Here is a 12,748-nt window from a genome sequence, read left to right on the forward strand (position 1 = left end):
GCGCTATCACCAACACCCTCCCGCAGGCGGGAGAGTGAAGTTCATTGGTGCGTGCAAGCACGGCACCCTACTATTTTGCCATTCGCCGCGTCCCATCAGCCGTTTTGGCGTCCGCCTAAAAACGGGCCGAACGGGCTGCGCGAATCCCGTTAACTCACTCGTCCAAGCCTAATGGACGCAAGGAGTACATGCCAAAGTGGATGCCCGAGGGATCGTTGTAGCCGAAGATCCCCGTCGGAGCGAAATACTTTTTCATCTCACTAAAGGGCGGCAATTCGTTTTCATCCAACAGGTTAGCCACTGCCCCTAGGACAGGGTTTCCCTCTGCGGCGCCACGGACGAATCGCTTGGTGTTAGGATCACGCAAGAGCTCGTAATAAACTTCCATGGCCTGGGCTCCATCGATATAAGACAGCAAGAATGGCTTCTGCGACTTCAACTGCCCGGTCAATTCAGCGGTGACCAATTCGTAATCGGGCTTGGCCAGCAAGCGTGGCAAGTTACCGGCCTTCGCCAGAATCGCCCGCTCGATGAACTTGGTGCTATCGCAGTAGATCATCCAGTTGTCGAGCAGCATCAACGATGGTTCGGGAGTTCGAAAGTTCGGTGGCATGGCACCTTCTGGGATCTCCGACAGGCGATAAACCACCTTGCCGCCAACGGTATCCACTTTCATGTTGGGAAGTTTATCGCGCAACTCTGCCAACAGATTTTTGGCCTCGCCAGCGTCCTTGACTTCAAGAGCGAACAGATTGGTTCCGCTGTTGACGCGGTTTGGTGGTTCCATCCAAACCAGTCGCAACATTCGCCCGGTTAGGTTGGGCAACACTTTGCCTTTTAGATCCACGCCGACTTGATTCTGAACGGGAGTTTCCACAAACCGCTTCAGGGATTCTGGCCCCTGAAACTGGTCGATCACGTTGCCAATGTTATCGTATGTTTTTTCGATATCCCAATGAATCGAAGTGTATCCCGCAACGTCTTCCGGAATCCACTGCGGCGGGGTTGTGTCCCCGTTCAGTGGACGCAAGACGCCCAACAATCCGTCTCGAGGTGGATCGATGGCAATGAAGTAGTGTGCGATCGATTCAAACGATTCGCCACCATAAAAAGACGCTCCACCAATGCCGCCGATTCGCGATGCTCCCAGGTCTTCAAACATTCCCCAGAACAAAGCGGTCGTCACACCACCATTGAGATCGATCAAGCGGTCGACGATGGCGTGTGGATCAACGAAGAACGTAAACGCGGGCTCTGATTCATGACTGCCAATGCAATTGGAAACAATCACTCCGAAATCGGCGTTATCGGCCAGCGTTTTTTCTTCAGACTTGCCCAGCCAGTTCATCAAGACGGTTTCTGCTGATTGATAACCAACGCCCATGACAAAAACGCCATCGCGTTCAAAGTATTCGATCGGAGTCTGGCCGGCTCGTGAAGGCATTAAACGCACGATTTCGGTGCCTTCAACATCACGTGGTTTTTTGTTAAACGGACCTTTCAATACTTGCGTTTCAAACCGCTCTACCAAGGTCATCAAGGGCCCAATGTTCTGTCCGGCGTCAATGATCAGCGTGACCCCCACACCGAATTCTTGTTGACGTCGCATGCGAGTTTCTCGCCGCGCGCGACGTTCTTCGTCTTCTTCATCATCACCGGCGGCAATCTCTGCGATGTCTTTCTCATCCATGGGCATGGACGGATGCAACGCGAAGGCAACCTGTCCTTGGGGAATGTCTAAAAGCTCATCCAATGACACTCCCAACTGCTCACGTAACAGTTCGAACAATTCTGCGCCGGTCGCATAAGCCTGTTCAGCGAAAGGCTGCATCTTGGGATCATTCAACATGCGGCCCATCGAACCGTCCGTGAACTGCTCCTTAAGTCGATCCACGCTGTCCAGTCGGATGTAGACCATGGACTCAAATGGCAATAACCGCGAAGCCGCAGGCAGCGCATCGTCGTCGGACTGACTACGCTGCGCCATCGCTGGTGTCGCTTGAATGATCGCGACTCCCAAAACGACGCACAGCAACGCCCTGAAGGCCTGGCGAGCAGGTTGGAAAAAAAGAACTCTCATCATATTGCTTGTCTTGTGAGTAGGAATGACTAGGAGGCGAGCAAGACACTTTCGATGGTTGATGCCCCAAAGCACGAGAGGCTTTGAACGTGTCCACAGCCAGTTACCCAGCGTGTGCACCAGCATGTGCCGCAGGAAAGGTCGATTATCAATGACTAAAAAGGCGTGCGATGCGGACAGCCGCATCGAATCGATTGTCGCCAAGCTAAAAGGGTTCAGCCGCGGATCGATTCGCTGCTGAGTATCCATACTTGGCTCACCGATCAAAAGATTCGCACCAGAACGCGAATCTTTTAAAAATCAGCCAAAATTCGCAGAGAATCTAAGATGCCCGTCGTCGCAAGATGGAACGGCCAAAAACGCACATGCCGGGGGCGAATCTTTTTCGCCAAAGCCAAGCGAACCGACGACGATGCATCGAGTCCTGGGTAAGATAGAGCGGTCGAATCAACTGGTGACGCTAAGAGCGGGAAATTCCAGCCACTGGCCTACACCTCGATTCAATCATCGCCCCCAGCGATTCCGACACGGTAACGGAGGGTGCTCTTGTCACGCCACCCCTGCGGTTGCCGGAGAACGATTGCTGGCCCCAGCTGCAGCGAACAGCATCAGCCTCACTGGCCAACGACAGACCGTTACTCGTCACATCGCTGGTAGCACGACTGATCATTGGCAGAGAAACTTTCTCTGCTGGGCAGTGTTTACCCAGTGGCACGTTTCAATATCCACTCCGAGTTTTGAATCCCATGAACCGACGCCTTTTCAACCGTCCCGGCCGACACTTGTTCATCAAGACTCTGGGATGCTTCGCGCTGCTGGCCGTCAGCACGGCAACGGCCAGTGCTCAAGAGGAAAACGACACCTCATCGGTCGCAGCGGCCGACACCAGCGCGTTCAACACCTTGGAACGAAGCTCTGCGGATGCCAATGGCGTGACTCAGTTCAGCAGCCCCACGAGCGGCTCCGCCGCTGGCGGCCAAGGCAACACCGGCGGCTTTGGCGGCGGCGGTGCAGGAGGCTTAGGCGGATTCTTCAGTGGACTTGCCCAAGCGTTTGGAGGCGGCAATGGCTCCAACGCAACGCCTCGATTGCGAGTGCGTCTACGATCGGCCGTGGAATTCACTCCACGCACCGATCAACACGTCCAAGATGCAGCAACAAAGATTTTGACCAACCTGCGTCACCGAAAATCGCTCGCCGGCGTTTCCGTCTCATTACAAGACGGTGTGGCTCGACTTGAAGGCGCGGTGCCTGATCAGAAATCAAGCCGCATGAGCGAAATGTTGATTCGCTTGGAACCGGGTGTTCGCTCCGTGGACAACCAACTGAAAGTCATCAACTCGCCGTCAGATCGCTGATCGAAACGGCTTGCTGATTGCCAGCTTAGCTGCGAACCATCACGCCGACAGCTGTCAGATACTGTTCGACGGTGTCCAAGCTAACATCTCGCCACTGCGTTGCCTTGTGCCGCAGCAACGACAGCTTCAAGGCATCGACAGCATCCTGTAGATCTGCGGGCAATTCAGGCAGATCGATAAAGGGCTGCACAGGAGCCTCCGCCACGGCGGCCCCAGACATTTGGTCGCTGGATTCATCACCCGCTTGGCTGGGCATGGCCTGCAGCTCTTCTTCGTCGCCAAAGTCGGGTGCCTCATAGACAGGACCTTGAGCGACCGAGCCATCGCCGTCTTCGTAGTTCTGGCCCCGTTTTGCGTCGTCTTGATCATTTGCTGCCAGGTCACCGGCATCTTCGTCGGTTTCGACGTCAATGATCGTGGCGTTACTGGGATGCCGATCGGCAACGGCGCCTTCGGCTTTCCAGCGAGCTTCCCGCATCTGCGAAATGCTCCACTTCTCTTTGGTTGCCCCCTCCAACCACAACGGGGCATCAGACCAATCAAAGGCCGCCAGGAAGTGAGTCCAGTAAAGCCCTTCGTAGCTCTGGTAATCGTCTTTGAAGCGATCAAACACTCGCCGCAGCCGCCCAACGTGTGGTCCGGTCACACCGCCGACAGCCTTCGCCCAGGCGTCGTCGGAGTACTGCGTCGCATCCACTCCGGAATCAATCAGCTCTTTTCGCCACTGGCTAATGATGCGACCTTTTTCCCAGTTGGTCGTGCTGATCAAGGTTTTCCATTGCCCGACGAAGGGTGCCGCCAGATCACTGACGCGCTGCAGTTCCTCTTCGCTCATTTCCACAGGCTGATCTCCCACACCGTCCCAGGCTGCCTTAGCCGCAGCCAGGTCACCATCTTGAATCGCTTTGGCGGCATCCTGTGGTGCCTCAGTGGCGGTCTCAGCGATCGCCTCAGTGGCGGTCTCGCCGGAGGTCTCGCCGGAGGTCTCGCCGGAGGTCTCCACCTGGACCTCTGTGCTCGTCGTCTGCTCGGTCAGCGGCTGATCAGCGGCTACAGCAGCTTGATGATCGGATTGCAATTCGTTTTCATTCTGGTTGGGGGTTTCGTCTTGGGGCATCAGCGTCCGTCTCTGCAAGAAGTCGATCTATCATGAATTCGTGAAGTTATCACGAAGCCCCAAACGCTAACCGACAGTTAGCTTTTTGGAAAACGCACTTGAGTGTTTCTGCTAAGACTCTGCAAATTTCCAAGCCACATAGACACGCTAGGTAATCTGGTCGTTGTGGAAAGATTGTCAGGCAACGAGGGGCCTTAGTGACGACACGGATTTTGGCGGAAGACCGCGCGTTGCGGCGGCGAATGGACGCCCTAACCAATCATCCCTTGCAGGCTGACTCAGGCGGGAATGAATCCCCAATCTGACCAACGGTTGATCCGCCAACCCCTATCCGAATCAGCCAACACGCCCGGTCAGTTCAAACTGAAAGACGGCGGAAAGGGAAGCTTCTCGGGCGACTTCTGCGAAGCGGCCAAGGCAAGCTGCCAAGGAGATGCCGCTGGCGTCGCGAGCTGAATAATCGCCGCAATCAAATCACGTGCCCGCTGATCGACATCAGGCTGTTTCAGCAAGCTCAACTTGGCAGCGATCGGCAGGGGCAGTGTGTGACTGATGATGTCCGTGATCGGCCCCAGCCCCATCGAGCTGGTGATCAATTCCTGGAGACTCTGCTGCACAGAATCGGTGCCGGGAATGACTTTGCCAAAGGTATGCAGCAACTGTTCTCGCAGCTGGATGCGTCCAGGAGCTCCTGCCGGAGGGTACATGTCATGCAGCGGCTGGACCGTTGCCATGCGATAACAACGTCCAGCGTCGACTTCGCTGGTGATTGTGGCGCGTTTGATTCCCACCAGCAGAACGTTGGATCGATCACCGTCCAAGGGAACGTGCGAAACGATTTTACAGATACAGACCGTCGAATGGATCTCCGGAATGTCGTCCCCGGACTGCAAGGCCTCAGCATCCGCCGCTTCGGATCCCAAGGAGGATTCCCAGCCGGCCTGCGAAGCGGTGGGATTCCATTTGGCAGGCGGTTTCCCTTCTGAGCCACCCTGCGATCCAGGCTGTTTGTAGGTGGACATGGTGATCAATTCGTCGGTCTTCAACGCATCGGCCAACAGCTCGCAATAGCGAGGCTCATAGAAATGCAACGGCTGCATCGCGTGCGGCATCAACACTAACGAAGGCAGAGGAAACAAGCGCACGCACCCGTCGAAATCACTGGGAAGCTTCGTCAGATCATCTAACTCGCTCATCTGCCTGCCTGCTGTTAGCGGGAAACTCACTGTGTTGTCGTGGACCGATTGACTCCATTCAGTTCAAAAATCGGCGATTCCTGCCTGAACGCTCCAATTTATCATACGCGGAAAGTAAAGACACGTTGCCAGGTTCATGACCGTTTTAGGTCGTTCATGGTTGTGTTGCTCAAGCGAGCGACCATTGCGCCGGTTTCTATCCCGCCAAAGTGCCGGCATACCAGATCGGGCTGCAAGCTGGGGCAACGAGTCAGCTGAGCATCAGGCACAACAGGCTGTGTCGGTGTCAACCGCTGGCCGCCTAAGCAATCAGGCCTGCTATTGAGCGGGCCCGATCGGAGGATGACAGTGGTTTCAAGTGCAACGGGCGGTCAAAATGCGGACGCCGTGGCACTGCGATTGCTTCAAGGCAATGCGACCGATGCGCTGCTACTCTTCGGACGCAAAGTAGAGGGCGAGTCGCAGCACATACCAGAACAACAGCGTGACCGATGCAAACAAGGCCAGCGAAGCGGCGACATGCTGATCCGTTCGATAGTGGTGCAACACGTTGGATGTGTCGTACAGGATGTAGCCCGACGCCAGCACAACCATCGCCACAGAGAACCAAATTCCCAAGGAGAATCCCATGATGGCCCCCACAACAACCGCTACAAAGGCGCCCATGCCAGCGACGAACAGGTAGGGTCCTATCCCTGAAAGATCAGCCCGCGTGACGAACACAAACGCGCTCAATCCGCCAAAGACGACAAGCGTGATGATCGCAGCGATCAGCGGCAACTGGGGATCCACATAGGCAATGGAGACAAACAGTAACGGCAACAGCAAAATCGCCTCGGCCACCACATACAAGCCTAACCCAGCATATTGCATCCCCACGGAACTCGAATGACTGGCCCAGTATCTGGCGACCCACCCGACCACCATGAACAATCCCAACATCCCAATCCACATCAATGGGTTAACGCTCTTGACAAACGCCAACATCTGATCCTGTGGAGTCAATCCAAAGATCAGCGCTTCGATGGCCACCAATGCCGCGATTGCACACCCTAAGTGAACGTAGGTTCTTCGAATAAAGCCAGCTCGTGCCGATTCATCAGCAAATGCTGCTGGCATGGCAGCATCGGTCACCTGATATGGATTCGTATGGTTGCCAAAACTCATCTTCCGTCCCTCTGAACTCAATGACTCGCGAAATCAATTCAACCGCCCCCCCCAAACTAGCTTTGTTTTCCAGCGCTGTTTTCCAGCAATGGTTTGACCACCGTTAGACGGTGCTGCAACGATGCGGTTTCCAGTGGTGTGGCCGTCATGGCCACGCTTTCGACAAAGGCCAATCAATCACCGGTCACCATGTGACGCGTCCCGTTTGCTTGACCCCAGCCAACAGGCCAAATCCAACTTGGTGGGGAGTGAACCGCCGGTAGCATAACAGGCTGGTTCACCGCTGGGACGCCAGAATCCCCCTCGCATGGGAAATCAGCCAATTTATCACGCCCATGGACCACTGTTTCGGGCGATCTGCGGCAATGCAACGCAGCGACGACGGAAAACAACGATCAGGTCGAGGCTGGGGCATTTTCAATGAACTGGCTGGTGAGCCGATTGTTTTTTTTTCGTTGCAGCCAGCCAGTGCTTCGTTGCAGCCAGCCAGTGCTTCGTTGCAGCCAGCCAGCCAGTGCTTCGTTGCAGCCAGCCAGCCAGCCAGCCAGTGAAAATCAGGCGTCCGGCTTGGTTCCCTCTCCACCATCTAACACGGCCGTCTCCATTCGGATACGCTATGACGATCCGAGCGGTTTCTGGGTTCAGCCTCTGGCGGCCTTGATCCCGTCCCCCTTCTTCCCACCTGTTTGGCCGCGCTTCGCAGAGCGTCCTCTTGGAGCAATCAATCATGAAACGAATGTTGACCGCAGTCCTTGCGGTTTTCCTGCTGACTACCCTTCCGCTTGCCAGTGTGCAGGCTGAGATTCGCACCAGCGCCATCTTTGGCAATTCAATGGTGCTGCAACGAGATCAACCCATTCACGTTTGGGGCTGGGCAAATGCTGGCCAAGCGGTGGCGGTTGATTTGGCCGGTCACAGCGCCAACGCAAAATGTGACGACCAAGGCCGCTTTGATGTCATGCTTGATGCTCTGCCCGCCGGTGGGCCGCACAACATGACGATCAAGTCCGGTGGCGAGACCGTGACGTATGGTGACGTGCTGATCGGCGAAGTCTGGGTCTGCAGTGGCCAATCCAACATGGGCTGGTCAGTCGGCCAATCCAACGACGCCGACCTCGAAGCGTTGTCGGCGAATTATCCCAAACTGCGTTTGATCAGTGTCCCACAAGTCGGCACCCAAGAACCGCAGGACAGTTTTAAGGGTCAATGGGAAGCCTGCACTCCGCAGAGCGTCCCCAATTTCTCCGGCGTGGGCTATTTCTTTGGCCGCCAAATCCATCAAACACTGGGCGTACCGGTGGGACTGATCGACAATGCTTGGGGTGGCTCGGCAGCGGAGGCTTGGGTCGATCGCGACCGTTTGGCCAACGCGGGCAGCTTTGATGATCTGCTCGCCAAGTGGGAACAAACCGAACAGACGTACGACCACGAAAAAGCCATGGCCAGCTATGAAGCACGGTTAAAGAAATGGCAAGCCGATCGCAAAGGCAATCGCCCACGTGCTCCCAGGAATGTGCTTGCCGGTCAGCACCGACCCGCGAACCTCTATAACGGTGTGCTCAACCCGATCATGGGCTACACCATTCGTGGCACCATCTGGTATCAAGGCGAATCGAATGCCGGCCGCGCTTATCAATACCGTGAACTGTTCCCAATGATGATTTCCGCTTGGCGTGAAGACTGGAAACAGGGTGATTTCCCCTTCTACTGGGTGCAACTCGCTGACTTTAAAACGGAGCAGCAATCGCCCGGCCCCAGCGACTGGGCTGAATTGCGTGAAGCCCAAACCATGACCCTGTCAAAACTGCCCAACACGGGCGAAGCGGTCATCCTGAATCTAGGCGAAGCTTCTGACATTCACCCCAAAAACAAACAAGACGTCGCCAAACGACTCGCACGTTGGGCATTGGCCAAGGACTACGGCTACGAAATCCCTTATCGCAGCCCAACGTTCAAGTCGATGACGATTAAGGGGAACCAAGCGGAACTCACGTTTGATTTCGTGGGCAGCGGACTTGACACCTTTGATGTCAACACACCGATTGGTTTCACCATCGCGGGTGAGGACGAAGTCTTTGTTCCAGCAACGGCCAAAATCGTTGGCAAAGACACCCTTGTCGTTTCAGCGGGCGATGTGGAAACGCCGGTCGCCGTGCGTTACGCCTGGGCGGACAACCCGGTCTGCAATGTCCAAAGCCGCGAAGGCCTGCCCATGACCCCGTTTCGGACGGACCAGTGGAAGGGCATCACAGCTGATGTGACCAAGTAACGGCTGGAAAACCAACGGTCTTCATTGAATGACACATGGCCACCGCCGATGCATCGGCGGTGGCCATCTTTGTTTGGCAAGCGACTACGTTTGGCAAGCGATCACGTTTGGCCAGCGACTACTTCTTCTTTTCCAAGTACCGGACCAACAAGTCCTGGGTCCACTGTAACCCCATCTTCTTGACACGTTCCAATGTCGATGGCGGAATCGCCTGCTTGCGATCCAAATACAGCGTCACGTCGGAGAGTCCGTTGTGCAGCATCAACTCGCGATGATGCCAGTTGACGTAAACGTTATCTTGTAAGTACTCGTTCGTCACCAATCGCTTGCGATACTTTGACGCATTGTTTTGGGGCCAAGTCAGGGCCACCAAGGCGTACTTTTCAATCAGACTCAGTGGCGTCAACTCGCTGAAAGCGGTGCGAAATCGGGTGCCGTGGCGTTCCATGAACTGCTGGCATAAATAACCGCCGATGTCGCCTTCCCCAGTGGGGGTGTCATAGCGAGCCGCTGAACCGTGGCGTCCCGGCATCGGAAATAACTCACGCGGTGTCCGCCGCGGGTGCGAGCCTTCGTACTCCGGCACCACGCACTTGAAGGTCAAGTCTTTGGCCCAACCCTTGATGTTCTGCTGCAAAACCGATCGATAGTTGGCCACGATCGGCGAAAGCGTCTTGGGGTTGCCAACGCGTCCGGTTTGCGCGAACGAATGCCCCTTGCTCTTGAAATCGTTCAATCCGCCAGGAACGGGATCAAAGGTAAAGAGATTGACGTTGATGTTGCCAAAGCGGGTAAAGCCGGCTTCATGCATCGCGTGGGCCAACATGATGCCACTGACTCCGCCGCGGCTAAAGCCAACCACATTCACATCAACAAATTTCAGCGAATGGTATTGATCCCAGAGCCACTGCAACGCCATCACGATATTGGATGCCGTCCCCGCCCCTGTCACGCCTCGGCCAAACTTCGTCTCCTTGAGCGTCCAAAAGTTCTTCCAACGCACCCACCAGCTATCCTTGCCGCCCTTGGACTGCACGGACGTCAGCATGGATTCGGCGTCTCGGATCGGAGCCCCACCAGGACCATCAAAGATGATTTTGCGTTCACCGATCACGTTGTTGTACAGATGAGAAACCAGCTGTTTGTCACCCTTGTCCCGGTTTTGTCCACTTCCACAAAAGAACAACGAAACAACATCAGTCCTGGACATGCTGAACTACCAACACGATTTTCTTAAAAGGCCAACTCGGAATACAACAGACTCTCCATCTGCGTCTCGCGAAAGTTTACCCGCCACACTCAAAAACCAACAGCATGCAAACCGCATTCGCCGCGTTGAGAACGACGAAAGTCATCGGAAGATGCCCCGGCAGACGGGAACTCGCCTCATCGATCGCTGATGCGAACCTGCGATGGCATCGCCAAGAGGCATCGCCAAGAGGAATCGCCAAGAGGAATCGCCAAGAGGAATCGGCAGTGCAGCAACCGCAGCCAGTTGAAAACCTGCAGCCAGGGCAAACAACGTGCTTCTGGCCATGTCGGCCTGTTCACGGCCAGCGGCCGCAATCGAACAACCGATCATTCACCGACGCTGGTGGTGACTTCAAAGCCCAGATCTTTGACCATTTGATAGTCTTCATCAGGAGCCTGCCCCTGGGTGGTCAAGTAATCACCCACGAAAACGCTGTTCGCGACATACAGGCCCAACGGCTGGAGGGTACGCAAGTGGATTTCACGTCCACCGCTGATGCGCAATTCGCGTGTTGGATTGACGAAACGGAACATCGCCAACGCTCGCAAGCAATCCTGGGGAGAAAGATCCGTTTTCCCTTCCAGCGGAGTGCCATCGATGGAGTTAAGGAAGTTCAGCGGAATCGACTGCACGCCCAGATCTTTCAGATCGAACGCCATGGAAACGATATCGCCCAAGCTTTCGCCCATGCCAATGATTCCACCACTGCACATTTCCATGCCCGCATCGCGCACGTTGCGCAGCGTTTGGACGCGATCGGCGTACGTGTGCGTGGTACAGATCTCGCCGTAGTACTCCTCGCCAGTGTTCAAGTTGTGGTTGACTCGGTCGACACCACAGGCTCGGAGACGATCGGCCTGCTGGCGATCAAGCAAGCCTAAACAAGCGCACACGTCCAGGTCGTACTTTTCCTTAATCTCAGGCACGATCGATTCAACCGCCGCCATCTCACGCTCGTTTGGACCACGGGCGCTGATGACCAGGCAATACGTCTTGGCTCCACGCTCCTTGGCCACGCGGGCTGCATCAAGCAACTTGTCGCGTTTCAGAATGTTGTACTTGGGAACCGGTGCATCGGAGACTTTTGATTGGCTGCAGTAATGACAGTCTTCAGGGCATAAGCCACTTTTTGCATTCATCAAGAAGTACAACTGCACCGTTTTGCCGAAGTATTTCGTACGCAAACGCCCGGCTGCGGCGATCAGGTGCAATAACTGATCATCGTCGGTTTCCAGGATTTGTAGCGCTTGCTCGCGAGTCAGCTGGCCGCCTTCGAGCACATGATCTGCCCAGGCATCAAAATCAATCCGTTCATTCTGGACGGAGTTCGAGTCTTGCGAGATGGTTTCGTTCAGGTCGGTCGCCATTGCGTGAGCCTATTGCAGATGGTTTTCGTAAAAAAACGGTTCCCAACATAGTGTGCTACCGACGCGAAATCGACAAGGCACCTTGCCCCATTGGGCGGCACGGATTGGCAATCGTTGCGTAAATCCGGCCGAGACACCACAATAAAACGGCTTGGGAAACACTTCAATCCGCCGAACGCAGGCCAACAAGCCACTTTTGCACCATCCCGTGCGGATCAACCCCCAACGAACAGCCGTTGGCGGCTGGCGACTCCCGAAGCGACACAGCCACCCCAAGGCCGACTCCGCCCCCCTGCGGCGGCGAGCGAACTCCCACAGCGTTTGACAGCAACCACCCTGCCGAAGGCGACTGGATGCGAGCCAGTCAAGCCGATTGCCAGCGAGAATTTATACGTGTCTATCTACTTCGTTCGCCTCGGCTCGGCCGGTGACATCCACCGCGCCACCGCGTTGGCTCCTTTGCAAAGAGGCCAACAAGTGGTCCTGCGCACTCCGCGCGGCCTGGAGGTCGGCGAAGTGTCTGCGCCCTGCCGTCAACTGAGTGAGGCGGATCAAGTCGCAGCCCGCCGATTGAAAGTCATTCGCCCGGTTTCATCGACCGACCAATTGGTGATCGATCGCTTACAGCAGCACAAGACCGAAGCTTTACTGGCCTGCCGCAAGGCACTTCAGCAAGCAGGCAGCGATGCGGTGCTGTTGGACATCGATCATTTGCTTGATGGTGGAACGCTGATCATGCAATTTTTAAGCCCTGCAGATTCAATCGCTCAATCGATTGTCGATCAAGTCGCCCAAGACTATGAGCAGATCATTCAAAGCGAACAGCTGGCCGAAAAAATCTCCACTGGCTGCGGCCCCGATTGCGGGACTGAATCGGGAGGCGGCTGCGGCACCGGTGGTGGCTGCCAATCCTGTGGCAGCTCCTGTCATTCGTAACGGCAA

9 protein-coding genes are annotated in these 12,748 nt (G+C 55.6%); 3 read left to right on the plus strand and 6 right to left on the minus strand.

The features are described 5' to 3' along the window. Positions 1 to 154: 154 nt before the first annotated feature. Entirely contained in the window at positions 155 to 2,083 is a 1,929-nt protein-coding gene (locus tag SV7mr_RS16790; protein WP_145274717.1) for a hypothetical protein, read from the minus strand. A 743-nt stretch (positions 2,084 to 2,826) separates the two neighbouring features. Here SV7mr_RS16790 and SV7mr_RS16795 point away from each other — a divergent pair. Beyond that, positions 2,827 to 3,438, plus strand: coding sequence for a BON domain-containing protein (locus SV7mr_RS16795; RefSeq protein WP_145274720.1), 612 nt, complete (start codon positions 2,827 to 2,829; stop codon positions 3,436 to 3,438). A 25-nt stretch (positions 3,439 to 3,463) separates the two neighbouring features. On the opposite strand, the gene SV7mr_RS16800 is transcribed toward SV7mr_RS16795, so the two are convergent. The 3 genes from SV7mr_RS16800 to SV7mr_RS16810 all read right to left on the minus strand — a co-directional run bounded on the left by SV7mr_RS16800 (position 3,464) and on the right by SV7mr_RS16810 (position 6,918). Next, positions 3,464 to 4,555, minus strand: coding sequence for a hypothetical protein (locus SV7mr_RS16800; RefSeq protein ID WP_145274723.1), 1,092 nt, complete (start codon positions 4,553 to 4,555; stop codon positions 3,464 to 3,466). A gap of 353 nt (positions 4,556 to 4,908) precedes the next feature. Continuing rightward, the gene (locus tag SV7mr_RS16805; protein WP_145274726.1) at positions 4,909 to 5,751 is read right to left on the minus strand and encodes an LON peptidase substrate-binding domain-containing protein; all 843 of its coding nucleotides are present in this window, start codon (positions 5,749 to 5,751) and stop codon (positions 4,909 to 4,911) included. A 429-nt stretch (positions 5,752 to 6,180) separates the two neighbouring features. Next, the gene (locus SV7mr_RS16810) at positions 6,181 to 6,918 is read right to left on the minus strand and encodes a Bax inhibitor-1/YccA family protein (RefSeq protein WP_145274729.1); all 738 of its coding nucleotides are present in this window, start codon (positions 6,916 to 6,918) and stop codon (positions 6,181 to 6,183) included. Positions 6,919 to 7,645: 727 nt separating this feature from the next. On the opposite strand from SV7mr_RS16810, the gene SV7mr_RS16815 reads away from it, so the two are divergent. Then, a complete protein-coding gene (locus tag SV7mr_RS16815; protein ID WP_473163647.1) occupies positions 7,646 to 9,187 on the plus strand; it encodes a sialate O-acetylesterase in 1,542 nt (513 codons plus the stop codon). A gap of 118 nt (positions 9,188 to 9,305) precedes the next feature. On the opposite strand, the gene SV7mr_RS16820 is transcribed toward SV7mr_RS16815, so the two are convergent. After that, complete coding sequence (locus SV7mr_RS16820) at positions 9,306 to 10,397, minus strand: hypothetical protein (protein WP_145274732.1); 1,092 nt, start codon at positions 10,395 to 10,397, stop codon at positions 9,306 to 9,308. Between the two features lie 368 nt (positions 10,398 to 10,765). Further along, positions 10,766 to 11,806, minus strand: coding sequence for a biotin synthase BioB (bioB, locus tag SV7mr_RS16825; protein WP_145274735.1), 1,041 nt, complete (start codon positions 11,804 to 11,806; stop codon positions 10,766 to 10,768). A gap of 393 nt (positions 11,807 to 12,199) precedes the next feature. Between bioB and SV7mr_RS16830 the strand changes: the two genes are divergently transcribed. Then, the gene (locus tag SV7mr_RS16830) at positions 12,200 to 12,742 is read left to right on the plus strand and encodes a hypothetical protein (protein ID WP_145274738.1); all 543 of its coding nucleotides are present in this window, start codon (positions 12,200 to 12,202) and stop codon (positions 12,740 to 12,742) included. Positions 12,743 to 12,748: the final 6 nt, after the last annotated feature.

This window comes from Stieleria bergensis, from assembly GCA_007745635.1.
GTDB lineage: Bacteria > Planctomycetota > Planctomycetia > Pirellulales > Pirellulaceae > Stieleria > Stieleria bergensis.